Raw genomic sequence first — 24,885 nt, 5'->3', positions numbered from 1 at the left:
CGACGGCGTGGTCTTTCTAAGTTTCCTGAAAGTTTGGGGATCGGCGTGACCGAAGAGCACGATCGATGGCGCTGGAATCGTCACACCATCGGCTGGTCGCTGATTGGTAACACAGATGCTCCGCTTGCGGTAATTCTGATCCATGGATTTGGCGCCAATACAGAGCACTGGCGTTTCAACCAACCAGTGCTGGCGAAAGCAACGGCCACCTATGCGATCGACTTGCTGGGATTCGGCCGCAGTGATCAACCCAAAGCACACCTGAAAGACGAAGTGGGCGAGTCTGGCTCAGTCCAGTACGGCTTTGACCTATGGGGCCGGCAGGTCGCGGACTTCTGCCGCGAGGTGGTCGGTCGACCAGTGCTGCTGGTGGGCAACTCGATTGGTGGGGTCGTGGCCCTGAGGGCAGCCCAGATGCTGGAGGAGACGCCGGGTCTCAGCCCCTGCCGTTCAGTCGTGCTGATCGACTGTGCCCAGCGGCTGATGGACGACAAACAGCTGGCCAGCCAACCCGCCTGGATGACCTGGGTGCGGCCGCTGTTGAAAACGATGGTGCGACAGCGCTGGCTCAGCACAGCCCTCTTCCGTAATGCCGCCCGTCCGGGGGTGATCCGAAGCGTTCTGAAACAGGCTTATCCCAGTGGAGCCAACATCGATGACGCACTGGTGAATCTGCTGTATCAACCTACCCAGCGTGATGGTGCAGCTGAAGCGTTCCGCGGCTTCATCAATCTGTTTGATGACCACTTAGCACCACAATTGATGGGCAATCTCACGGTGCCTGTTGATCTGATCTGGGGCGAAAAGGATCCCTGGGAGCCACTCGCTGAAGCGATGAACTGGGCCGAAACCATCCCCACTGTGCGATCACTACAGGTGATCACTGGTGCAGGGCATTGTCCCCATGATGAAGCTCCGGAAACGGTTAATCAGCAGCTGTTGCGGCGAGTTCAGGAACACGCTTCAGCAGCGCCTGATTGAGTTTCCCGCGACGAGATGCAAGGTCTCGGTACCACGCCTCACGGCGCGCAACCTGATGCGCAGCCATGCATTCCGATTCAACCCAGTGGCGCGCTTGCTGGCCAAGTTGACGTGCACGATCTGGTTGTTCGCGCCAATCCTTCAAATGGTGTCGCAGCTGCGCGGGATCGCGGAACAACTGCGCTGTAACGCCGTCAACAAGCGAACGCTCGTACAACACATCACTGGCGAGAAGAGCGAGTCCATAACTTCCAGCCTCAATCGCCTTCAGGTTGGATTTCATGTGATTGAACGGGGTATCCATAAGAGGGAGAAACGCCACATCGCACTGAGACATTTCAGCTAAGTATTGGTCATAACCACACGTTGGAACAAACGATTTTCGCGCTGGCGGCAGATCCAGAGCATCGAAAAAACGGCGATCATGAATCACAGAGAAACTCCAGAAGTCTGGCGCATCGCGCAACTCAGCGTTGAGATCATCGATCAGCGGCGCCCAATCTTTTTCACGGTTGAGAGCACCAAAGAATAAGCGGAGACCTTCTCGATTGAAACGATCTGGAGAGAGTACTGGCAGCGAAAACATTGCATTGGGAAACACACCTACTTCTGGATTAAACGGCTTGATCAATTCTGCGAGCTCCGTCGTGGTGACCTGAATGGCATGAACACTGCGGAAAGTACGTTCAATCGCAGGGGCGATATCCTTCCAAAACCGAGGATCATCATCCCAGTCAACAACAACGATATAGCCAGCACGAATCAGCGATTGTATCTGCTTAAAGTCACTGTCTGGATTGATAAAGACAGGTCGCTGCCACAGGAAGATCTTGAGCTGATCAGAATGACTTTTAATCGTAAATGAATCTGTGGCATAACGCATTGATGTTGCCGGCAGCGACGCAAGAGCTCGCATGGGCTGACGCAGCCGAACTTCGCCCATGGACGCTGGATTGATTTGACTGAACCCATCCACATTCAATCGCTGAATTGGCTTCAAGCCCGCAACAACCACGTACTGAAGTGGCGCACTTCCATTCAGAACACTTTGAGGATTGAGTCCAAAATTATTCAGGGCAGGTTCTAGCTTCTCGACAAAAGCACGTGTTTGATCCAACTTGAAGACTCTTGGCTTAATCTCATGAATGGTCAACCCCAGCTTTTGAAAACCTTCCACGATGGTTGCTTTGGTAAACCAACGAAGATGGGTGCGGTCAAATAATCCCTGATCCTCAAGGGGCCACTGACCTTGCAGCAAATTTGCAAGTACAGACCAATGCTGAGCGTTGGGAATGCAAGCCACAACCAAACCCTCCTCAGACAGCAGCTCAAGATGACGACTGAGACAATCCCAGGGATTGACAAGATGCTCCAGCACATCGCCGTACACCAAGCAATCAACATCCTGGACATTGTCTCTAAACAACAACGGATCTTCCGCATTACCAACAATGACCTGGTCCAACACCCTTGACGCATCAGCGGCAGGTTCGGGCATCGCCTCAACACCGATGTAGTGAACCTGAGGATTTCTCAACTTGTAGGCACCACCCAGTGCGCCGGAACCACAGCCAACCTCAACGACGGTCTGGGCATTCAAGGGGATCCGATCGAGAAGATCTGGATTGACGTTGCGGTAATAAGACTGATTCAACGCCATACCTCCGACTTAACGGGTCCAATTTATCCCAAAGTGAACAGTAGCTTGCCTTCAGAACAGCAGTTGATCAAGTCTTCGGCCGTCGCAGGCTGCGGTTCAATTTCTCGACAGACAACCCAGCTATCGACAAATGCTTCCGCGCCCCCAACTCGGACCGAGCAGAGTCTGTCGAGCCAATGATTCGCACTGTTCCATTAGCAATTCTTGACTCCAAAGCCAATGCTTCAAACGGAAAATCATGAAGGTTGATTCCAAAACATGCTTCAAAGATATAAGACGGAGATAGCGAAAACCCTGCAGCCCATACACGCCTGAGCAATGAACCGGGTTGTTCACGCAATGCGTCAGCCAAGGCAATCGCAATCGCACCAATGGTGGGAACACGTTTGACTGAATCACCGGGACGGACTGATGCCAACGACAATGGGTAGAGAGCTTCAATCATTAGCGCCTCCTTCAATTCACGGCACATCACATCAGGATTCGCATGGTCAAATGCATCCTTCCAGACGTTTCGCCAATCAGCATGCCACTGGCGCTCAATCCTCATCCAACAACCCAAAAAACGATGACCTATCAATGGCTGAAAAATCAAGCGATGGTCTTCATCAACAACATGCTGATAGCTGCCGATCAAAAGCTCTGAAGCAGAAGCAGGGTAGAACTCTTCACGGGCCTGGCAAAGGATAGGATTTCCAATATTAAAATAAACAAACAACGGCTTTTTCATGGCCAGCATACATCCTTTCTCTTCATCTGAAAAAGAAATATCAAGACTGTTAGATACAAGAATAATATCCGTAAAAGATGACAGATCGGCAATGAAAGATGCATCGCTTGCACCATAGACAAACTCATAGCGCAAGCGATTTTGAAGCTCTTGCAGGGACTGTTCGAGCCCACAAAATATCTCAAAACGCGCAAAGTATCGATCCAACATCGAAATATAGCCAGGAAAAGAATTCAAGTTTTCCCGTGAATTCAAAAAAAGAGTCTTGGCCTTTTGCTCTTGCCCAAGAACCAACAAACTATTGATTCCATGACGAATCAAACCAGGATCGTCAATATCTTCGGAAATTACAAATCTGGCTAAAGAAACAAGCCGACGTCTTTTTCCAAGAAGTAAAAGACGTTCTGCACATTCATGCAGCGCATCAGTTCCTTGATGATGGTATATCTCTGAAAAACGTCTCGAAATTTTCGGACTCAAACCAAACGAGACTCAGCTGAGTTTCATAGTAAAGCGATTGCCAAACGAATATCAGCTCGCGACGTAGGCCTCAACCTGATCACTGATTCGACGGAGTCCAGCTAAACCATCACGCTCCAGATTGCGAACTCGGTCTCGACTCATGCCAAGAATGCGGCCGATGCCGGTGAGGCTCATGGGGTCTTCGCCATCCATGCCGTAGCGCATCCGCAGCACTTGCTCCTGCAGATGGGGAAGCTGACCCAAAAGGCTGCGAAGATCGCCCTTCATGCAGTCTTCTTCCACTTGGTCGCTGGGAAGATCAGCGTCACCGGCCAGCAGTTCGAGCAGCTCGGTGTCATCGCCATCACCCACCTTCATCTCAAGGCTCACAGGCTGGCGTGCACGGCACATCAGATCCTTAACATCATCCTCGGGGAGTTCGACGTACTGCGCCAACTCTGTGATGGTGGGGGTCCGGCCCAGCTCCTGGCTCAGCTCGCGCTGACCTTTCTTGAGCTTGTTCAACATCTCCGTGATGTGAATCGGCAAGCGGATGGTACGACTCTTCTCAGCGATCGCCCGGGTGATGCCCTGCCGGATCCACCAGTAGGCGTAGGTGGAAAACTTGTAACCACGGGTGGGATCAAATTTCTCCACACCACGCACCAAACCGATCGTGCCCTCCTGAATCAGATCCAGCAGTTCCATGTTCCGCTTGGTGTACTTCTTGGCGACACTCACCACCAGCCGCAGGTTGGCAGCCACCATGCGCTCCTTGGCACGTCGCCCATGCTGCAGCTTGCGCTTCAGCTGAAGTGGTGTGAGACCTGACGCCTTGGCGAGCTTGTCGCGTGAAGGCTTATCACCATCGCGGCTTTCCAACTCGGTCTGCATTGCCTCGATGTCCATCAAATCCTGAACCTGGCGTCCGAGGGTGATTTCCTGCTCGTGGGTGAGCAGGGGGACCCTGCCGATGTCACGCAGGTAGGAACGGACCAGATCAACATCGACACTGACGCTGCGGGCAGAGGTCGCAGGTTTTGAAGCAGTGGCAGCGGCGGGAGCCATGGAGCTTCTTTGAGTTATGTAAAGAGTACCTCTAAGAAACGTAAAGGAGCTCTCAGGACAGCAGGACTGGGGCGATTTGGGTAGAAATACCTGCGGCCGTGAGCAGCTGCGGCAGGTTCACCAGCAGCCATTCGGCTGTCTTGAGATAGATCAGGGTGCCGGCCACGTCCGTGCAGGTGGTGATGAACGGCGTGGACATCAGCGCCGGGTCCAACCCCATTCGGTCGAACAACAGTGGAAAAGCCGCACCAGCGGTGGCCGCCAGGGTGGTGATCGCCAGCAGGCTCATGCCGACTGACAAACCCACCAGCGGGCTTTCGCCGCGCCACCAGGCGAAGGGCACCACCAGGATCATCATCAAAATCCCCAGCAGGGCGCCGGCCATTGCCTCACGACCCACAGCCTTCAACGGCCCCAGGGCACTGATGCTTTGGGTGCTCAAGCCGCGAATCACCACGGTGGAGCTCTGGGCCCCCACGTTCCCTCCTGTTCCTCCTAGTAACGGAATAAAGGCGGCCAGCAGCACCACCTTCTGCAACACCTCCTCGTTGGCGGCAATCACCTCGGAGGTGAAAAAGCTGGCCACCACCAGCACCGCCAGCCACACCACCCGGCGGCGAGCCACGGTGAACAGATTGCTGCTGAAGTAATCGTCCTCATCACCGGCCTGCACAGCGCCGGCGGCATAGAGGTCACGGGTGGCCTCCTGCTCGATCACATCGATCACGTCATCCACGGTGACGATGCCCACCAGCCGCTGCTCCAGATCAACCACGGGAACCGCCAGAAAGTCGTAGCGCTGGATCGTGCGGGCCACCTTCTCCTGATCGGTGTTGGTACGAACGCTGAGCACCTCTTCCGTCATCACGTCGCGGATCAACGTGTGAGGGTCAGCGGTCACCAGATCCCGCAACGACAGGATGCCGGTGAGGCGGCGCTCGTTGTCAGTGACATAGAGGGAATAAATGGTCTCGGTGTCGCGGGCACGACGACGGACGATGTCAAGGGCCTCAAGGGCGGTCTGGTTCTCCTTGAGAGCGATGTATTCAGTCGTCATCAGACGACCGGCGGTTTCGGCTTCGTAACCGAGCAGCTCGGCGGTGACCTTGCGCTCCTCCGGGCTGAGCTGATCCAGCAGCTGACGCACCACCTTGGCCGGCAACTCTTCAAACAGCCGCGCCCGATCGTCCGGCGACATCTCTTCCATCACCTCCTGCATCTCGCCGGAGCGCAGCAGGCTCAGCAGATTCTGCTGGGTGACGGTGTCGAGGTACTCGTAAACACTGATGGCCTCGTCCTTGCTGAGCAGACGAAAGGCAATGGCCTGAAGGTTCTGCCGAAGATTGCCGATCGCCTCAGCCACATCCACCGGCTGCACCGGCTCCAGCAGGAGCTTCACTGCGTCGTAGTTACCAACGCTGAGCATCGCCTCGAGCTGCCGCGTGACGACTTCTGCCAGCAGGTGATGCTCCACGGTGACGCCCGCCGTCGCCTGCCCGGTTCCCTCAGTCATCGCTCACAAGCCGGCGCCCAAGTGTATGGCCGTTACAGCCGAAGAGCCTCATGCACACAGATGACCTCGCTCTGGTCCATGGCCAGCCATAGCTTTGCGCCCTTGCTCTTTCAACGGCGCAAGATCAGCTTCAGCACTTGACACTGCTGCAAAGCTGGCGGAATGCTATCTGTCTGAGTTGACAGTCAAGAGTTAAGCAGAGCGCATATGCCAATTAACACCAGTCCGCAATATGTTGATCTAAAAAATATTTTGCATCATCCCGATAAATCGATTACCTACATCTCCAACCCAAAAGCGGCATGCTCAACCATTAAAAACTCACTACTAGGAGGATGTACAGGCAATGTTCATCGCGCCATCGAAGAGATCTGCGAATATCCCAACGACTCCAACCACGAGATCATCACGATAACTCGCAATCCCTACAGTCGTGCTATTTCTTGCTATAAAAATAAAATTGGCTGGGGCAAAGAAACCACTGGGAATGTCTGGCTCCCGTTCGCACGAGCATTTGGTTTCAACGCCCACGCAAAGCCAACCTTTCTCGAATTTTTAAAAGCCTTATCCTCAACCAAAATCAATCCAAGCCAATTCGACATCCACTACCGCCCTCAAGTCTTTACTCTACACTCAAAGGACATCACCCCATCCTATATTGGCAGGATAGAAGACATCAAGAGCCTGAAACTCTTTCTGGAAAAAAATTCGATCAAATTGTTAACGCGCAACCCACGGCCAACAGGCTCAACCGGAACATATCGGGATGAAATCAATCCAGAAGAAGCATCGCTGATACGCTTGATCTATGCAGAAGACTTTGCTCATTACGGTTATTCCACTGACCTCAGCGCCATGGCAGACCCTGCACCAATCAGGCAGAAACCATGGATCAGCGAGCGCTATCAACTCAGATTCCGATTGGCCAATTTAGGATTAACAAACAGGGACTTAAAACGCATTGCAGCGCGGCACAAAAAATCTGGAAATTTAATGGCATCCTTAATACTTAAGCAGCATCTTTTAACCATGAGGCCGAACTCAAACAAACTACGCGCTTCGATCAGCCAGCTCGAGGAAAGAATTCGAGCACAGCAGAACAAAAACAAAGATGATTAATATCTAAATTGTCTTTCTCGAAACCATGGCGATCAGCGTCAGCAACGTGACCGTCACCACTCCCGACGGCAGCAGCAAATCCCTGGGTGACTACTCCGGCAAAGTTCTCCTGATCGTGAATGTGGCCAGCCGCTGCGGCTTCACCAAGCAGTACGCCGGACTCCAGGGCCTCAACGCGGCCTACGCCGACAAGGGCCTGGCGGTGCTGGGTTTCCCCTGCAACGACTTCGGTGCCCAGGAGCCCGGCAGCCTTGAGGAGATCAAGAGCTTCTGCTCCACCACCTACGGCGCCGACTTCGAGCTGTTCGAGAAGGTGCACGCCATGGGCAGCACCACCGAGCCATACTCCACCCTCAACCAGATGGACCCCACCGGTGACGTGGCCTGGAACTTCGAGAAATTCCTGGTGGGCAAGGACGGCACGGTGATCGCCCGCTACAAGAGCGGTGTGGACCCTGAGGAACTTAAGGCTCCGATCGAGGCTGCTCTGGCGGCCTGAGCCGTCGCCCCAGACTGAACCCGAGGGCTGCGGCACCCAGCCCCAGCCCGAGGGTCAGCCCAATTAATCCCAAGGCGGCGGGCCAATCACCAGCACTGACGTGCTTCATAGCCGCCAGCATCCAGCTGCTGAAGGTGGTGAGCGAGCCGCAGAAGCCGATGCCCACAAGCAACTGTCGGCGAGGTGCCACAGGACGTCCGGCCAGCAAGCCGAGGAGGGCTGCCCCCAAAACGTTGACCAGCAGGTTCTGATCCCCCAGATGATGGGCCAGCTGCCAGCGCAGCAAGGCACCGGGCACTGCACCGACAGCCACCAGCAGCAACTCGGTGAGTTCGCTGCGCAGCATGGAGAACTGTTCAGCCATAGGCCCCCAGGCCGTAACCGGCGGCAGCGGCGATCAACCCCGCCACGATGGAGATCACGGCCAAGGCGGCAGCGGCAAGCAAATGACCAGCCCGCAACTCGTTCAAAAGCTCCACAACAAAGGTGGAAAAGGTGCTGAGGGTGCCGAAGAACCCCACCCCCATCAGCAGAGCGATGCCAGAGCTGGCAGAGCAGGTTTCATCAAGCGCCAGCACGAGGCCAAGGGCAAAGGAGGAAATCACATTCACCAGGAGCGTGCCCCAGTGCTTCTTGGGCACCATCGGCTCGAAGTGATTGACCACCTTCAGCCGCAACCAGGCACCGGGGATCGCCCCCAGGCCAACCAGCAGTGCCTCAGGCGCGGATCCAGCCACGACGTTGCTCTCCTGCCAGGGTCTGCACCTGTAGCCAGTCCTGACCATCGGAGCCGGACCAACGCCTGAGCAAACGCAACGAGGTGCCCACCGGCAAGGTGCGCAGCCTTGGCGCTACCGCTAGAGGACTGACCTGCAGAGGCGACTCGGCATTGAGATGCAGAGGACCAATGCCGCTGCGCCGCCGCAGCTGGGGCTGCCTGCAATCTCCACCGCCTGCCGGCAAAGCCGCAGGCGCCATCAGGGCGACACCCAACAGCCAGCTCCAGCGCAACAGTCCACCGATCTGACCAACGCCCGATTGAACAGGTCCTGAATGAACAGGCCGCATCAGATATCGAGAGCTGTCATATCCAACTCGGCACTGTGGGTTTCAATGAATTCCCGCCGTGGTGCCACCTTGTCGCCCATCAGGATCGTGAAGATGCGATCCGCCTCTAACGCATCTTCAATCTCCACCCGCTTCATCGTTCGGGTGGTGGGATCCATTGTGGTTTCCCACAACTGCTTCGGCATCATTTCGCCAAGGCCCTTGAAACGCTGGATTGTGTAATTGGCCTTCTCACCGAAACTCTGCAGGGTTTTTTGCAAATCCCCTTCGTTGTAGCAGTAGGTGTGATTCTTTCCTCGCTCTACTTTATAGAGCGGAGGACAGGCAATGTAGATGTAACCACCTTCTACCAAGGCCTTCTGATAACGGTAGAAGAATGTGAGCAACAAGGTGCGGATGTGGGCGCCATCTACATCGGCATCGGTCATGATTACAACGCGATGATAGCGCAGATTTTTTACGTCAAAATCTTCACCCTTGATGCCCAAGCCTAGAGCCGTAATTAATGCCTGGATCTCAGTATTCTTATAAATCTTGGCGTCATCAGTTTTCTCAATGTTGAGAATTTTGCCGCGCAATGGAAGGATGGCCTGGAAGCGGCGATCACGGCCCTGTTTGGCGGATCCACCAGCCGAATCACCCTCCACGATGTAGATCTCGGATTCGCTGGGATCCCTGGAACTGCAGTCAGCCAACTTGCCCGGCAGGGTTGAACTCTCCAGAACGCTCTTGCGTCGCACCAGCTCCCGGGCACGGCGGGCCGCTTCAGCTGCATTAAAGGCTTGAATCGCCTTCTCCAGAATCAACCCGATCACCGAGGGGTTGAATTCCAGAAACTGGCTGAGGCCTTCACCCACCAGGTTGTCGACAATGCCGCGGACTTCAGTGTTGCCGAGTTTGGTTTTGGTTTGGCCTTCAAACTCCGGCTCCGGCACCTTCACCGACAGCACGGCGGTGAGACCTTCGCGGATGTTTTCACCCGCTAGGTTGGAATCCGATTCCTTGCGCTTGCCTAATTTCTTGGCAAAGGCATTCAAGGTGCGGGTGAGAACGGTCTTGAGACCTTCAATGTGCGTACCGCCATCCACAGTACGGATGTTGTTGGCAAAGCCAAGGATGCTGTCCGAATAGGCATCGGAGCACCACTGCAGAGCAGCCTCCACCTGCACACCATCCTTTTCGGAATTCACATAAATGATGTCTGGATGGAGGGCATCCTTTTCCGTGTTCATGTAGGCGACATATTCCTTGATGCCGCCTTCGTAGAAATAGGTTTCCTCGTGGGCCTCGCCAACCTCATTACGGGCCGATTCCCGTTCATCGCGGAAGACGATCCGCACGCCGCCGTTGAGGTAAGCAAGCTCGCGCAGACGGGCCGAAAGGGTGGCGTAATCAAAAACGATGCCGCCGGTGAAGATCTCAATGTCCGGCTTGAAGCACACGGTGGTGCCGGTCTCGCCGGCTTCGCTGGCGGGCTGGTCCTCAGAGGCCAGGCTGCCGATGGCAGCACCACGCTCGAAGCGCTGACGATGCACCTGCCCCTGACGGCGCACCGTCACCTGGACCCATTCACTCAGGGCGTTGACAACGGACACACCGACGCCATGCAGACCGCCGGACACCTTGTAGCCGCCAGCACCGAACTTGCCGCCGGCATGGAGCACGGTAAGAACCGTTTCCAAGGCACTCTTACCGGTGCGCGGGTGAACATCCGTGGGAATGCCACGACCGTTGTCGCTGATGGATGCGGAACCGTCCTCGCCGAGGGTCACGAGGATCCGGTCGCAATGGCCCGCCAGGGCCTCGTCCACCGAGTTGTCCACCACCTCGTACACAAGGTGGTGCAATCCACGCGGCCCCGTGGTGCCGATGTACATGCCTGGGCGTTTGCGGACCGGCTCCAGGCCCTCCAGCACCTGAATCTGCTCAGCGCCGTAGGCGTTCTGGACCTTGGAAGCGTCGCTCATGCAGAAATGACTAAGCCTGGGAACCGGGTTCTGGGTAGCCGCAATGGCTCTGAACCTTTACCTGGCATTCTCAATCTACCACCGGCTGTCTATAGAGGCATCTAGAGGCCTCTCACGCGCCGTTCCATCCTGGGGTGGACCCCCCGCTTGATTGTTGACGCAGCCAGAACCCTTGGTGATCACGTTGCTGGGGCCCACCGCCAGCGGCAAAACAGCCCTGTCGCTGGAGATCGCTGAACGGCTCAATCTGCCGGTGATCAACGTGGATTCCAGGCAGCTGTACCGGGAGATGACCGTGGGCACCGCCAAACCGACGGCGGAGCAACGGGCGCGGGTGCCACACCATTTGCTGGATCTACGCAACCCCGATCAGCCGATCACCCTGCAGGAATTTCAGGCGGAGGCCGAGCCCTGCATCCAGCGTGAGCTGCAAAGCAGGGGCATGGCACTGCTGGTGGGGGGTAGTGGCTTGTATCTCAAGGCCCTCACCAGTGGCCTCAAACCACCGGCGGTGCCACCGCAGGCGCAGCTGCGTGAGCAGCTGAGCCAATTGGGTCAAGCGATCTGCCATCCGCTGCTCCAGCAGGCCGATCCAACGGCCGGCGCCAAGATCGCCCCCGCTGATGCCGTACGCACCCAACGGGCTCTGGAGGTGCTGTACGCCACCGGTCGACCGATGAGCAGCCAGGCCACAGCTACACCACCGCCCTGGCGGGTTTTGGAACTGGGGCTAGATCCTGCCAACCTGCGCCAGCGCATTCAGCAGCGCACCGACCAGCTCTACAGCGACGGGTTGGTGGAGGAGACCCGGCAACTTTCGGAGCGCTACGGCGCTGATCTGCCATTGCTGCAGACCATTGGCTACGGCGAGGCCCTGCAGCTCCTCGAAGGAACGATGAACCAGGCGAAAGCCAACCGAATCACCACCCAGCGCACGCGGCAATTCGCCAAGCGTCAGCGCACCTGGTTCCGGCGCCAGCACCAGCCCCATTGGCTGGCGCCGGCTACAGAACTTGATCAGGCGATGACGTTGATCGAGCAGCATCTAAGGTGAAGGATGCAGACGTTGTGATCCTCGAGTTGTCTGCATCTGTCCCTGTCTCCGCCTGAATGCCCCCACGCCCCCGTTTTGACCGTCGTGCTCCTGTTCGGGAGCTGCCCAACATCAACGACCGGATCAGCTACCCCCAGTTAAGGGTGGTCGACTCAGATGGCAGTCAGCTCGGGGTGATCAGCAGGGAGGAAGCCCTGGAGGTGGCCAAGGAGCGCGAGCTGGACCTGGTGCTGGTGAGCGAGAAGGCCGATCCACCGGTTTGCCGGATCATGGACTACGGCAAGTTCAAATTCGAGCAGGAAAAGAAAGCCAAGGAAGCCAAGAAGAAGTCGCATCAGACCGAAGTCAAGGAGGTCAAGATGCGCTACAAGATCGACCAGCACGACTACGACGTGCGCATCGGCCAGGCCGTGCGCTTTCTTAAAGCTGGCGACAAGGTGAAGTGCACGGTGATCTTCCGCGGCCGGGAGATTCAGCACACGGCGCTCGCGGAAACCCTGTTGCGCCGCATGGCGAAGGATCTGGAGGAGAAGGCTGAGATCCAGCAGGCTCCCAAGCGCGAGGGTCGCAACATGATCATGTTCCTCACACCGCGTAAGACTCCGCTGGTGAAGAAGGAGGAGAAGGAGGCTGCACCGACCAAGGCGGTGCGCACCATCCCGGCTCCGCCTCGACCCACCGCCGCCAAGGTAGCCGCCCAACAGGCCTAGGCCAGCATCAACTGCCAACCCAAGGCAGAAGCATCGGCATCAAAGCTGCCGCGCGCCTCGCACATGAAGCCGTGGTCCACTCCATCGATTTCGATGTAACTCATACGCTTGCCTGAGGGATCAGCCGCAGCCAGAGCCGATCTGATTGTGGTGCGATCCTCCTCTGGAATGAGCGGATCAGCGCTGCCACAAACACAGGTGAGCTGGCCGGACACCTGCGGCAACAGCTCGAGGGAGGGGGCACCACCACCAGGACGCATGCGGCTGACCCCAGCGCCGTAGAAATCGAAACTGTGGCGGATCTGCGGCAGCGTGGCCGCCAGCAGGGCGGCATGGCCCCCGAAGCAGAAGCCGGCCAGATCAATGGCGGCGTTGGGGCAGCGCTGCTGCAACCAAGCCACGGCCGCTGAGACATCGCTGAGGATTTGCGAAGCGGTGGTGGCGTCCTTGTGGGCGCGCCCTTGGGCCAGATCGCACGATTCGTAAGCGAGCTCCAACTCTGGGGCGGTGCGGGCAAACAGGGGCACGGCCAACGCCGGAATCCCCTGCGCCGCAAGGCGATCGGCGACCGAACGGACCCAGGCATTCACCCCGAACACCTCCGGTAGCACGATATATGCACGATTTTCAATCGAAATATTATCAATATCGCGCCGGCAGCCAGCGGGGGGTGACCACCAACAGCGCAGCGGCAGCGGCCCAATGGCCACAGACACCCAGCCAGCGCTCGTTGATTCGGAAATTGTCACAGGTCCACAGGCCACACCCCCAATTGTCACCACAGGAATCGCTCCTTATGGTGGCCGCATTCCCACCTGGCCCACCGGCGTGCGATTCCACATCCAGCAGGAAAGCGACATCCCGGCGTCGACCCAGCTGTACAACCAGATCTGCTTCGCGATCGCAGCTCGGCACTACCCCCCCGGCCACCGTTTGCCGAGCACCCGCCAACTGGCGATGCAGACCGGCCTTCACCGCAACACGATCAGCAAGGTGTACCGGCAGCTCGAGACCGACGGCGTGGTGGAAGCCATGGCCGGCTCCGGCATCTACGTGCGCGATCAGCAAAAGCCGCGTGAGATCAAGACACCACCTCACATCCGTAACCGCGGGGTGACCGATCTCGATCGCGAGGTGCGCAAGTGTGTGGACGGCCTGCTCAATGCCGGCTGCACCCTGCAGCAGACCCGTGAACTGCTGACCCGCGAGATCGACTGGCGATTGCGCTGCGGCGCCCGGGTGCTGGTGAGCACCCCCCGCGAAGACATCGGAGCGTCGATGTTGATCGCTGAGGAACTGGAACCCAGCCTCGATGTGCCCGTTGAAGTGGTGCCGATGGAGGAGCTGGAAAGTGTGCTGGAGAGTTCCAGCAACGGCACCGTGGTGACCAGCCGCTACTTCCTCCAACCCGTGGAGGACCTAGTTAAAAAGCACAGTGTTCGCGCTGTGGCCGTGGATCTCAACGACTTCCGCCACGAGCTGGCCATGCTCAAGGAACTCCGCCCCGGCAGTTGCGTTGGCCTGGTGAGCATCAGCCCAGGCATCCTGCGTGCGGCGGAGGTGATCCTCCACTCCATGCGCGGCAATGAACTGCTGGTAATGACAGCCACCCCTGACGTGGGCAGCCGCCTGCTGGCTCTCCTGCGAGCCTCCAGCCACGTGCTTTGCGACCGCCCCAGCCTGCCGTTGGTGGAGCAAAGTCTGCGCCAGAACCGCTCCCAGCTGATGCGCATGCCGCAGGTGCATTGCGCCGAGAGCTACCTCAGCACCGATACGATCGAGCTCCTCCGCAAGGAGATCGGCCTGCAGACCCCGGCGGCCGCCAGCTGACCCCAACCCGATGTTCGATCACATCCGCGCCGACTTCGCGATCATCCGTGAGCGCGACCCGGCAGCTCGTGGCTGGCTAGAGATCATCTGCTGTTATCCAGGCTTTCAGGCCCTGAGCCTGCATCGCCTCAGCCACAGCCTGTGGCGTAGCCCACTCCCCCTGAAGCTGGCAGCCCGCTGCCTCAGCCAGATCAGCCGCACCCTCACCGGCATCGAGATTCATCCCGGAGCCCGCATAGGCCGCAGCGTATTCATCGACCACGGCATGGGGGTGGTGATCGGCGAAACCGCCGAGGTGGGCCACCGCTGTCTGCTGTATCAGGGTGTGACCCTGGGTGGCACCGGCAAAGACCACGGCAAACGCCATCCCACGCTGGCTGAGAACGTGGTGGTGGGAGCTGGCGCCAAGGTGCTGGGGGCCATCAACATCGGAGCCAACACCCGGATCGGCGCTGGCTCTGTGGTGGTGCGTGATGTGGACGCCGATTGCACGGTGGTTGGAATCCCGGGTCGGGTGATTCACCAGAGCGGCGTGCGGATCAATCCCCTGGCCCACTCCGCCCTACCGGATGCGGAAGCCAACGTGATTCGCAACCTGATGGAGCGGATCGACGAACTGGAGAGCACGGTGAGCAATCTGCAGCGCTGTCTCAAGGAAGTTGCAGAAGGGCGTCAGCTGCGGGACGTCTGCCGTGGCGAGTCCCAAAGCCTTAAAGATCGAGAGATCTTGGAGTTTCTGGGGGAAAACACAGGCTGAAGCGCCGCTCAAGCAGCTGCTGATACAAGGCATCCACCGCCGGAGGCAAGGGTTCCTGGCCCGATCGCTGGTGTTGCAGCGCTGCATCCGGGAAACGGAGCGCATCGGACTTGAGTCGTCTGGGCAACGCAAGGGTTGTCGTTAACGCGACGACATCGACGCGGAAGCGACCTAAATCGTCGTCGAAATGCAAGAGCGGCATCCCTGGCCGACGCTCGAGCCAGTCCAGGAGGCGTGCGTTGTAAAGGCGCCAAAGTTCCAGGCCATCCGCCAAGGCCATGCCATTGCGAGCCTGCAGAGACCGAGCCACAGCTTCGGGATGGCGAACAATCGCCACCATCTGCAGATTCGGCAGCACATCGAGCCAACCCTCGAGGCAGAACAGTGTGCGGGGATCCTTGAACCCCCAGAAGCTGTCATGGAGATGGGAATCAATCACGGCATCCCGCAGTGCTGTGTGCACCGGCTGCCAGCTCACCTGTTGCGGTGGCCGATCCCAGTCGCCACCGGCTCGCTGCATCAAGTCGTCGTGCAACGCACGGATCGGCAATGATTCGCGGTTGCCCTTGCGGTTGTGTGGGGCGGCCGTCACAACATCCCCCAACACCAATCCGGCCTCCTGCAGAGTTCCGGTCAGCAGGCTGGTGCCACTGCGGTGCATGCCCAGCACCGTTAGAACCTGCTGCGGACCGCGAGGTCGCGAGTACCACGGCCAAATCCTCCGGATCAACACCAGCCCCAGCAATCGATCAAAGGATTGTATGGAGCGCGTTGATTTCGGTCGTTAGAGCCAAGGGACGGTGTGGCCATTCCAGTGAACAATGTTGGCCTTTGGCTCTAAGGAACGGGCATGGTCCAACCAGGCCTGAATCTCCAGATCACAGCTGGATGGATCGACCTTCAAACCAGCCAGTCCGCTGTGACGGACACAAAGATTCCAGCGTCGATGTTGAAGAATTGAAGCGTCATATCCGGCGTTTTGCAGAGCCCAGATCAAACAACCCTGGTCATGCCAACGCACCAGTTCACGATTCAGAGACTTCCCCTGAAAGATGCAACGCACGGGGTGGTTGTAAGCCTCAAGAAGATGACGATCACGCTGCTGATCCCAACCGCTGACACCAGCATTCAGGAGAATCGGCGGCGCTGAGGGGCGCCCACGGGCCAGGGGGAGCGCCTCATACAACTCATAGGGATTGGCGGTTAGCTCCGGCGCCAGATTCTCCGGTGTGATGAAGGGGGCTCGATTGATGCGCTGGAACAGCTTCGGCAGGCCGCGAAGCACCACCGCATCCGCATCAATCCAGGCGACCTGCTGATAAGGAGCATCCAACAGCAACTCTGGGCAGATCCATAACGGCCATTCACGCTTGGTGGCCTTGGCCAGGCTGCGCTCTCCGCAGGCCTCCCGCACGGCCTGCACCAGTGGCGACTGTGGAATCGGCCGGATGCTGATGCCGTTGTGGCTGTCCACCCAACGACGAGCACGATCACCAAGTCCAAGGTCATAGACGGTGAGGGGAACCTGCCCCGCTAGGGACTGATACAGCAGCCGTACACCAAAGAAGTAGTTGTCGTCCGCCAGACAGATCACGCCACGGCTGGGTTGAGCCGGCGTGATTGGGTTGGGCGGCTGGCGAAAACGACCTGTTAAGCGGCCACGCAACAGCTGAGACATGGAGAGCAACTGCTCGCGCCAACGGCGACGCAGATCTCCAGCGAGATAGATCAAATGCTCCTGACGCCAGGTTCCCCCCAGACGGGCCGGCAGGTCTGGGTTGGAGGCATAGGAACGACCACCCTGGCGTATTTTGCGTTCGTAGTGCCGATACCCCCGCAGAGGCAGATGCAGGATCAGCAGCTCCGAAGAGCTGTGGGTCGGTTCCGCAGCATCAGGCCAGGTCAGGCTGTGATTGCCCTGATCAATCTGCACATCGGAGCAACCGCGGTGCAACACCTTGGGCGGCAAGGGGCGACCAACCGCATTGCGCGAATCGCTGTCGTACCAGCGAATCGTCGTTGGTTCAACGCAATCAAGGCGTTCAACATGGCGCGACAGGGCAGCGTTCCAACGCTGAACGGCAAGGATCAATTGATCCTTGGGAAGTCGCCGAACCACCTGACGCACCCGCAGCCCCGGCTGCGCAGCGATCCAGAATTCATCGGCATCAGCGTGAATCACCCAATCAGCTCCAAGGGCTGCCGCCCGCTGGGCCATGCGCGTGACCCACACCGCCTGGGCATAAGTTTCCGATGGTTCCTGAATCAGTTCCAGCAAACCGCGATCGGCGTACGTTTGAAGAATCTCTGGTGTGGCATCCACCGAACCGTTATCGGTCACGATGAAGAAATCAATACCTTGGGCGAGATGGTGTTCGAGGTTTAAGGCCAGAATGTCGGCCTCATCCCGCACCAACAGGGTCATGAACAATTTCATGACGCATTGGTCACTGCCGTTGAAGGGTCAATCCAACGCCGGGTCACCTCCGGCAGCGATCCGTAGTACGAAGGTTCGTAGCGCGGTGGTGCATAAGATTCGCCGCGGATCTGTTCATACTCCAGGGCGAATTGCAGGCCAGGATGCTTCTCCATCGGCACATTGGTTGCAACACCGCCGTGGATCTGATGAAAACTGCCTTCACCGAGAAGCATCCAGGGACGCAACAGCGGTGATGCGATAGCCGTTCGGAAAAAATCGAGGTTCACGAGGCCACCACCAGGTGATTGAAAGCGTTCGTCAAAACCACCCAGCTCCTGAAAACGTTTGCGCTTCAACGCAAAACAATTACTTTCGGTGATGGGGGCAAACCAGCCCCCGGCTGATGACAACGCCAAACAAGAAACTGAAAACAGCTGATATCCATTGTTACGCCAGCGAATCTTTCGCAACAGTCGATCTTCCTCCCTTTGGTTATAACCCTGGGTGATCGATACATTTTGCGGCTGCATGCCCAGATGAAAGCCAAGGGTAATGGCCAGGGCATCAGGGTCAGCTCGCAGGATATTCAGCATTCCTGAGATCAACCCAGGCGACACCATGCGAGCACCATCAACCATCACACAAACATGACGTGCCCGGGCCTGAGCAACACCCGCATTCACGGCACGACAGGGCGACACATCCCAGGCTGGCCAGCAAACCACACGGACTGACCAACCTGGCCGTTGAATCCAATCCGACGGATCAGGCGGCAGGGTTGAGCCGTTGTCTACCACAATCACCTCGTAGTCCTGAGCCTTCACATCCCTTTGAAATTTCGGCGATAGCGAATAAAGGGTGCGCTTGAGCTCCCGGGTCATGTTGTAAGAAACCACCACCACAGAAAGAAGAGGTCGATGGCCGAACCAAGGGCGACGTAGCAAGGGTGACGACCAGGGAGACATGACGCCTTCAGACCTGACTCTGTTGAGGAGCGGCAGGTTGGAACATAAACATGGAGTAGATCACATTCCGCCGCATGTTCGTCATCATTTCGAGGAACATGTCGTAGCCCTCGTTTTTATATTCGATCAGTGGATCCTTCTGACCATAACCACGCAAACCGACGGATTCCCTGAGGGCATCCATGGCCTGGAGGTGTTCGCGCCAGAGGGTATCGATCTGTTGAAGGATGAAAAAGCGTTCCGCTTCTCGCATCAAACCAGGGCGCTGCTGCTCCACCTGACCCTCCTTGATGTCGTAGGCATTGCGCAGCTGTTCCTGCAGGAATGCTTTGAGTTCGTCCATCCCTAGGCCCTGCACCTGCTCGGGGGTGAGATCCTCCAAGAGATAAACAAACTCCTTCACCTTGGCGACCAACTGCGCCGTATCCCACTCCTCCGGCGGCAGATCGGGGTTCACATAGGCCTCCACGATCTCATTCATCGTGCGTTCGCCGTAACCAATCACCTGTTTTTTAAGGGCACGGCCATCCAACACACGGCGGCGTTCGGAATACACGGCGCGGCGCTGATTGTTCATCACCTCGTCGTATTCGAACACCTGTTTACGGATGTCGTAGTAATAGGTTTCCACCTTCTTCTGAGCGCCTTCCAACGAACGGGTGAGCATGCCGGATTCGATCGGCATATCCTCTTCCACCCGGAAGGCATTCATCAACCCGGCCACCCGGTCACCCCCGAAGATCCGCAGCAGGTTGTCGCCGAGGGAGAGGAAAAAGCGTGTGGAGCCCGGATCACCCTGGCGGCCGGCACGGCCACGCAACTGGTTGTCGACCCGGCGAGATTCGTGCCGCTCGGTGCCGATCACATGCAACCCACCGGCTTCGCGAACCCGCTGCTCTTCCTGCTTGACCACTGCATCGAACTCACCCTTAACTCGAGCGGTGGCCGCACGCAGGGCCTGAATGTTGGGGTCATCGGTGGGAGCCTTCTCGGCTGCCGTGGCAATGCGTTCCTCCAGCTCGATCAAGGTCAAGGCCCGATCGCCCCAGGCCTTCACCAGATCCCGAGCCAGCTGAGCCAGAGTCTGATCGGTGTCGTCCGTGAGAACACAGGGGTAGAGGCTGTCGCGACTGGGGGTCGCCGACGCGGTTGGCGCCTCTGAAAAGCCTGCCGCGGCGTTGCGCTGCAAGGGAACGGGTGGTTTGTGATTCTCCTCGGGTTTCACCAATCGACCCAGCAACACCTCGCGCAGCTTGAGCCGAGCCATGTAATCGCTGTTGCCACCAAGAATGATGTCGGTACCACGACCCGCCATGTTGGTGGCGATGGTGACCGCCCCGGCGCGACCGGCCTGAGCCACGATTTCCGATTCCCGCTCAACGTTCTCCGGCTTGGCGTTGAGCAGGTTGTGGGGAATCTCTTGCTCAGCCAGCAGGGCACTAAGCAGTTCGCTCTTTTCAACGGAGGTGGTGCCCACCAACACGGGCCTGCCGTTCTTGTGAATATCAACGGTTTCGTTGGCCACAGCCCGCCACTTGGCGGTTTCTGTTTTGTAGACCTGGTCGGGCCAGTCCTGGCGGGCGCGGACCCGGTTGGTGGGGACGATGGTGGTTTCGAGCTTGTAGGTCTTCTCGAACTCCACCTCTTCCGTTTTGGCCGTGCCGGTCATCCCTGCCAGGCGCGGGTAGAGCAGGAAGAAATTCTGGTAGGTGATGGACGCAAGGGTTTGGGTTTCAGCCTGAATCGGCAGCGCTTCCTTGGCTTCAATCGCCTGGTGTTGGCCATCGCTCCAGCGACGGCCGGGCATCACACGACCGGTGAACTCATCAACGATCACGGCTTCGCCATCACGAACGATGTAATTAACGTCCTTAACGAACAGATCCTTGGCCTTGAGGGCATTGGTGATGTAGTGGGCCCAGGGGTCCTGGGGATCAAACAGATCCTGCACCCCCAGCATCTGCTCAGCCTTGGCGAAGCCCTCATCGGTGAGGGTGCAGCTGCGCTGCTTCTCGTCGACCTCGTAGTCGCCTTCCGGATCAATGCCGTCTTTCCCCATCTCCGCAGCCCTAGTGAGCGCCTGCGCAACCTGGGCCGCCTGCTGGTATTTCTCCTGGGGCCGCTGCACCTGGCCGGAAATGATCAACGGCGTGCGGGCTTCATCGATCAGGATCGAGTCAACCTCGTCGATCACGCAGTATTGAAACTCCCGTTGAACGACTTCGCTGATGTCTGCGGCCATGTTGTCCCGCAGGTAGTCGAAGCCCAACTCGGAGTTAGTGGCGTAGGTGATGTCGCAGTTGTAGTTGCGGCGCCTTTCCTCAGGACGCATGTCCTGCTGGATCAAGCCCACAGAGAGACCGAGGAAGCGATGCACCTGCCCCATCCATTCCGCATCACGACGGGCGAGGTAGTCGTTGACGGTGACCACATGCACACCACGACCAGTGAGGGCGTTGAGGTAGCTGGGCAACGTGGCCACCAGGGTCTTGCCTTCCCCAGTTTTCATTTCAGCGATCTGACCCTCATGCAGCACCATGCCGCCGATCAATTGAACATCGAAGTGGCGCATACCGAGCACACGCTTACCGGCCTCACGCACCACTGCAAAGGCCTCCGGCAGGATCTCATCGAGGATCGGCCGCTGATTCTCGAGGCTGCCCGCACTCGCCAGCTGCTCCTGGAAGGCTGCCGTCTTGTCCCGCAGGGCATCATCCGAAAGAGGGAATATGTCCTCCTCCAGCAGATTGATGTCGGACACAATCGGCTGGTAGCGCTTCAGCTTGCGGGCATTGGGGTCACCCAGCAGGAGCTTGAGCATGGCCTAGACGGAATCCATTGATCTGGAGAGCCTAACGGGACTTGGTCATGAGGATTTCAAACCGACTAAAATGAACTCATAAATATCACGCAGAACAATACGTTAACCAAAAACATTCGGTCGAACACGAAAGCAAAATAAGACTTATTCGATCAATATCTCCTTAAATTTGAATTCACTTAAATCGATATATGACCCATTAAACAACTTAAAGCAAATTATTCCGATTTTCAGTTGCAAAATCGAGGCCTCACACCCGTCTACCCTCGCAGTGCTGATGCAAAAGCATCATTAATGAATATTCCGATAGATTAGTGAAACCATCAAAGCGGATGAAGAGATTCGAACTCTCGACCCTCTCCTTGGCAAGGAGATGCTCTACCACTGAGCTACATCCGCAAATTTGCCGCAGACCTCGTCCGTCGGCCAATGCATCATGGACTACCAACGGTCCCTTGGTCAAGACTCAGGACGGCCTGCACTGCTAGGGGATGAGGCCAAATGCATGGCCACAGCTGGAATTCGCGCCAGTCACGGAAGCGGAACATGGATTGACATCCCGTGTAATAAGCCGATACCCTTCGTCGGAAGCCATTATCCACATTCCTTCCGTGGCAACTCTCACCACCGTCGCAGGCGGTACTTCCAATCCCGACTACATCGAAGTTTCCGAGCTCAAGGATTGGTTCCTTGACGCCAAGGAAGGAAACGACGAGGTCGTTGTCGAAGAGACCTCAACTGGTTTTGAGCTCTATGGCGCAGGCGACTCAGACACCCTCACCGCAATGGGTGACGTTGCTGACGCCATGATCAAAGGCGGTGCAGCTGCTGACTACATCACCATCAAGGGTGCAACCACAAACACTTCGGTTTACGGTGGTAAGGCCGCTGACAGCATCACTTTCGACCGAGCTGTTGTTGGTGGAGTTGTCTACGGAGACACCAATAAGGACACAATCACTTTCACCGACAAGGTGAGTGGTGGAACCATCGTTGACGGTGGTGCTGATGATGACTCCCTCACGTTCAACAAGCGGATCACTAGTGTGACCGTTAGGGGCGGTGCAGCCCGCGACGCGATCAGTGTTGCTGAATCACTGGATTCTTTAGTTGACGCTGGTGGAGATAATGACAACCTATCTATCTCAGGTTCTCACTCCAACCTGATCGCGAAGGGTGGCGAGGGTGCTGATACGCTCGATCTTACTCTTGCGGGAACTGGCAACAGGTTCTACGGCGGCAAGGACAACGATTCAATCAAGATCGATACAGCCGCTGCAGTAGCTGTTCACGGTGATAATGATAACGACACAATTGAAATTGCTAGTGTTGTTTCAGGTGCAAGCGTATTCGGTGGCGATGGAGCTGACACACTTTCCCTGACTGCCGCCCGAGCTGGTTCAGAATTAGTAGCCAAGGGTAATTCCGGCAACGACAAAATCGATGGTGCTACCTCTGAGTCCGATGAAACCATTTTCGGTGGACAAGGTAATGACACCATCATTAGTAGTGCCGATGGATCTCGTACGTACTACGGTGACAAAGGCGACGACGTCATCAGCATTGGCACAAATGAAGCCAGCATGGTTTCGGGCGGCGAAGGTGCTGACTCAATTAACGTCAACACTGTAGTTACGGCTGCTGATGAAAAGTTCCACACTGTCATTGGTGGTGCTGGCGTAGACACAATTGTCGCAGCAGGTTCTACAGATGCTAAATACGCAACTAGCCTTCAGTATTCATCCTTCGCTGAATTCTTCACCGCTGGTGATGTCGTCGACTCAATCACTGTCGGTGATGGCACTTACGTAAAAGCAAATGTCGCTGAGGCATTGTCTTTCATCGATATTGACTCGTTCGATCGAGTTACGATGAGCGCTGGAACAGATGGTAAGCGTACTATCGCGGCCGAAGGTCTGATCATCGCCACTACAGATGCGGTGACCACCGGTTCATCAATCGTCTTCGACAGCAGTGCAGAGGACTACATCGCTGGTATTGACCTCTCCGCAAGCGCAACCACTGCAGGTTCCTTGATCGATAACTCTGCAGGTAACGGTGCCACTCAGGGAATGATCCTGAAGGGTACTGAAGGTGACAACACCATTTTGGGTGGTGATGGCGCTGATCAAATCACTGGTGGATCCGGTGGTGACAGCCTCACCGGTGGTGAAGGAGCTGACACGATTGATGCTGGTACTGAAGGTACCGACATTCTTGTTGGTGGTGATGGAGATGACTACCTCGATCTGAACACCGACCTTTCTAAAGACGACCTCATCACTGGTGGTGACGGTACTGATACCATCGCTTTCAGTCACAAATCTGCCTCCACCAACATTCTCGACAGAGTGTCTGAAGTGGAAGTCGTCAAACTGGAAAATGCAAAAGACAACGCATCCATCACGCTCCTCGATACAACAATTGCATCCGGCAAGAGCCTGACAGTTACGACCAACAATGCAAGCTTCACAGGCAAGCTCACCTTCAACGCAAGCGCTGAAACTGATGGTTCAGTGAATGTCACTGGCGGTGCCTCCGCTGACACCATTACAGGTTCAGCTGGCGCTGACACCTTTAATGGTGGCGGTGGTGTTGACAGCATCACTGGTGGTCTTGGAATTGATTTCTACGACTTCTCAACAGTTGCAAACTGGGGAGATACCATTACCGATTACGGAAAGAGCACTGCTACGGCTAATGCTCAAAACACCACAGCTCTCTCGAACGAGGCCATTTCTCTTAACGGTGAAGCTCTGGCCTTCAGTGATGCTGCAATTTCATCAAATGCAAATTCAGCCATTGTTGGTTCCTACACTCCACCATCTGGAGACAACGCATCCACCTTCAACGCAACTGCCTTGAAGTCTGGTACTACAGCCGCCCCTGCAGTCGTGGATCAGGCTTATGCACAGTTCCTGTACAACACAGACACCGGTGTCCTCAGCTTCGACGCTGACGGAACTGGCACTAACAACACGGCAGTTACTGTTGCAACTCTATTAAACGGAGCTACTGCGCCTACATTGACTTCAACTGATCTTGTGATTTTCGCTTGATCTGATCACCGTCAAGTCAAATATTCAGCCCCTCCTTTAGGAGGGGCTTTTTTATTGGCAACCAAACAAACTGAAAAGTACCGCCAATAAATTAAAACCAAAATCACCCATAGATCCAAAAGAAAAATACTATATTTAATGATATGGCCTCAAGGGCAACATCAGTCAGTAATTTTTAGAGCATACAAAACCCTAAGAGGGAT

At 56.7% G+C, this 24,885-nt stretch carries 21 protein-coding genes and 1 tRNA gene; 8 read left to right on the top strand and 14 right to left on the bottom strand.

Annotation, left to right across the window (positions count from 1 at the left end; genetic code table 11):
- Window positions 1–45: 45 nt before the first annotated feature.
- A complete protein-coding gene (locus TX72_RS00535; RefSeq protein ID WP_011126983.1) occupies window positions 46–981 on the top strand; it encodes an alpha/beta fold hydrolase in 936 nt (311 codons plus the stop codon).
- On the opposite strand, the gene TX72_RS00530 is transcribed toward TX72_RS00535, so the two are convergent.
- From TX72_RS00530 to mgtE, 4 genes are all read right to left on the bottom strand, one after another.
- Window positions 926–2,641 (bottom strand): methyltransferase domain-containing protein, encoded by a 1,716-nt coding sequence (locus TX72_RS00530; RefSeq protein WP_042502744.1) that lies wholly within the window; start codon window positions 2,639–2,641, stop codon window positions 926–928. The two genes, TX72_RS00535 and TX72_RS00530, sit on opposite strands and share 56 nt — an antisense overlap.
- 67 nt (window positions 2,642–2,708) lie before the next feature.
- Window positions 2,709–3,851 carry a hypothetical protein gene (locus TX72_RS00525; RefSeq protein WP_148228733.1) on the bottom strand — a complete coding sequence of 381 codons (1,143 nt, stop codon included), beginning with the start codon at window positions 3,849–3,851 and terminating at the stop codon, window positions 2,709–2,711.
- Between the two features lie 51 nt (window positions 3,852–3,902).
- On the bottom strand, window positions 3,903–4,901 hold the full coding sequence (locus tag TX72_RS00520; protein WP_011126980.1) for an RpoD/SigA family RNA polymerase sigma factor: 999 nt from the start codon (window positions 4,899–4,901) through the stop codon (window positions 3,903–3,905).
- A gap of 52 nt (window positions 4,902–4,953) precedes the next feature.
- A complete protein-coding gene (gene mgtE / locus TX72_RS00515; protein ID WP_011126979.1) occupies window positions 4,954–6,414 on the bottom strand; it encodes a magnesium transporter in 1,461 nt (486 codons plus the stop codon).
- Between the two features lie 252 nt (window positions 6,415–6,666).
- Here mgtE and TX72_RS00510 point away from each other — a divergent pair, with 252 nt between their 5' ends.
- Both TX72_RS00510 and TX72_RS00505 read left to right on the top strand, forming a co-directional pair.
- Window positions 6,667–7,533, top strand: coding sequence for a sulfotransferase family 2 domain-containing protein (locus TX72_RS00510; protein WP_158305704.1), 867 nt, complete (start codon window positions 6,667–6,669; stop codon window positions 7,531–7,533).
- 25 nt (window positions 7,534–7,558) lie between these two features.
- Window positions 7,559–8,032 carry a glutathione peroxidase gene (locus TX72_RS00505; protein ID WP_011126977.1) on the top strand — a complete coding sequence of 158 codons (474 nt, stop codon included), beginning with the start codon at window positions 7,559–7,561 and terminating at the stop codon, window positions 8,030–8,032.
- Here the strand turns inward: TX72_RS00505 and TX72_RS00500 are convergent.
- The 4 genes from TX72_RS00500 to gyrB are packed head-to-tail and all read right to left on the bottom strand — an operon-like array spanning window position 7,998 to window position 11,067.
- Window positions 7,998–8,396 (bottom strand): fluoride efflux transporter FluC, encoded by a 399-nt coding sequence (locus TX72_RS00500; RefSeq protein WP_011126976.1) that lies wholly within the window; start codon window positions 8,394–8,396, stop codon window positions 7,998–8,000. The genes TX72_RS00505 and TX72_RS00500 overlap by 35 nt on opposite strands.
- On the bottom strand, window positions 8,389–8,769 hold the full coding sequence (locus TX72_RS00495; RefSeq protein ID WP_011126975.1) for a FluC/FEX family fluoride channel: 381 nt from the start codon (window positions 8,767–8,769) through the stop codon (window positions 8,389–8,391). Before TX72_RS00495 ends, TX72_RS00500 begins: the two co-directional genes overlap by 8 nt.
- On the bottom strand, window positions 8,750–9,100 hold the full coding sequence (locus TX72_RS00490; protein ID WP_011126974.1) for a hypothetical protein: 351 nt from the start codon (window positions 9,098–9,100) through the stop codon (window positions 8,750–8,752). Before TX72_RS00490 ends, TX72_RS00495 begins: the two co-directional genes overlap by 20 nt.
- Entirely contained in the window at window positions 9,100–11,067 is a 1,968-nt protein-coding gene (gyrB, locus tag TX72_RS00485) for a DNA topoisomerase (ATP-hydrolyzing) subunit B (protein WP_011126973.1), read from the bottom strand. The genes TX72_RS00490 and gyrB overlap by 1 nt, the downstream gene beginning before the upstream one ends.
- A 154-nt stretch (window positions 11,068–11,221) precedes the next feature.
- Here gyrB and miaA point away from each other — a divergent pair, with 154 nt between their 5' ends.
- Together miaA and infC are read left to right on the top strand one after the other, a co-directional pair.
- On the top strand, window positions 11,222–12,121 hold the full coding sequence (gene miaA, locus TX72_RS00480; protein WP_011126972.1) for a tRNA (adenosine(37)-N6)-dimethylallyltransferase MiaA: 900 nt from the start codon (window positions 11,222–11,224) through the stop codon (window positions 12,119–12,121).
- A gap of 56 nt (window positions 12,122–12,177) precedes the next feature.
- Window positions 12,178–12,831, top strand: coding sequence for a translation initiation factor IF-3 (infC, locus tag TX72_RS00475; RefSeq protein WP_011126971.1), 654 nt, complete (start codon window positions 12,178–12,180; stop codon window positions 12,829–12,831).
- Here the strand turns inward: infC and TX72_RS00470 are convergent.
- Window positions 12,828–13,613, bottom strand: coding sequence for a dienelactone hydrolase family protein (locus tag TX72_RS00470; RefSeq protein ID WP_011126970.1), 786 nt, complete (start codon window positions 13,611–13,613; stop codon window positions 12,828–12,830). The two genes, infC and TX72_RS00470, sit on opposite strands and share 4 nt — an antisense overlap.
- 46 nt (window positions 13,614–13,659) lie before the next feature.
- On the opposite strand from TX72_RS00470, the gene plmA reads away from it, so the two are divergent.
- Together plmA and cysE are read left to right on the top strand one after the other, a co-directional pair.
- On the top strand, window positions 13,660–14,661 hold the full coding sequence (plmA, locus tag TX72_RS00465; RefSeq protein WP_011126969.1) for a transcriptional regulator PlmA: 1,002 nt from the start codon (window positions 13,660–13,662) through the stop codon (window positions 14,659–14,661).
- Window positions 14,662–14,671: 10 nt separating this feature from the next.
- Window positions 14,672–15,418 (top strand): serine O-acetyltransferase, encoded by a 747-nt coding sequence (gene cysE / locus TX72_RS00460; protein ID WP_011126968.1) that lies wholly within the window; start codon window positions 14,672–14,674, stop codon window positions 15,416–15,418.
- Here the strand turns inward: cysE and TX72_RS00455 are convergent.
- The 5 genes from TX72_RS00455 to TX72_RS00435 form a co-directional block, all read right to left on the bottom strand.
- Window positions 15,372–16,079 carry a sulfotransferase family protein gene (locus TX72_RS00455; RefSeq protein ID WP_148228837.1) on the bottom strand — a complete coding sequence of 236 codons (708 nt, stop codon included), beginning with the start codon at window positions 16,077–16,079 and terminating at the stop codon, window positions 15,372–15,374. The genes cysE and TX72_RS00455 overlap by 47 nt on opposite strands.
- Window positions 16,080–16,202: 123 nt before the next feature.
- The gene (locus tag TX72_RS12765) at window positions 16,203–17,855 is read right to left on the bottom strand and encodes a glycosyltransferase family 2 protein (protein ID WP_011126966.1); all 1,653 of its coding nucleotides are present in this window, start codon (window positions 17,853–17,855) and stop codon (window positions 16,203–16,205) included.
- Window positions 17,852–18,802, bottom strand: a complete 951-nt coding sequence (locus TX72_RS00445; RefSeq protein WP_011126965.1) for a glycosyltransferase family 2 protein — start codon at window positions 18,800–18,802, stop codon at window positions 17,852–17,854. Before TX72_RS00445 ends, TX72_RS12765 begins: the two co-directional genes overlap by 4 nt.
- Before the next feature lie 7 nt (window positions 18,803–18,809).
- Entirely contained in the window at window positions 18,810–21,623 is a 2,814-nt protein-coding gene (secA, locus tag TX72_RS00440) for a preprotein translocase subunit SecA (protein WP_011126964.1), read from the bottom strand.
- Between the two features lie 327 nt (window positions 21,624–21,950).
- Window positions 21,951–22,022, bottom strand: a tRNA-Gly gene (locus TX72_RS00435).
- Window positions 22,023–22,234: 212 nt separating this feature from the next.
- On the opposite strand from TX72_RS00435, the gene TX72_RS00430 reads away from it, so the two are divergent.
- On the top strand, window positions 22,235–24,682 hold the full coding sequence (locus TX72_RS00430) for a beta strand repeat-containing protein (protein WP_148228732.1): 2,448 nt from the start codon (window positions 22,235–22,237) through the stop codon (window positions 24,680–24,682).
- Window positions 24,683–24,885: the final 203 nt, after the last annotated feature.

It is taken from the genome of Parasynechococcus marenigrum WH 8102 (assembly GCF_000195975.1).
Classification (GTDB): Bacteria; Cyanobacteriota; Cyanobacteriia; order PCC-6307; family Cyanobiaceae; genus Parasynechococcus; species Parasynechococcus marisnigri.
This window is presented reverse-complemented; position numbering and strand designations above follow the sequence as displayed.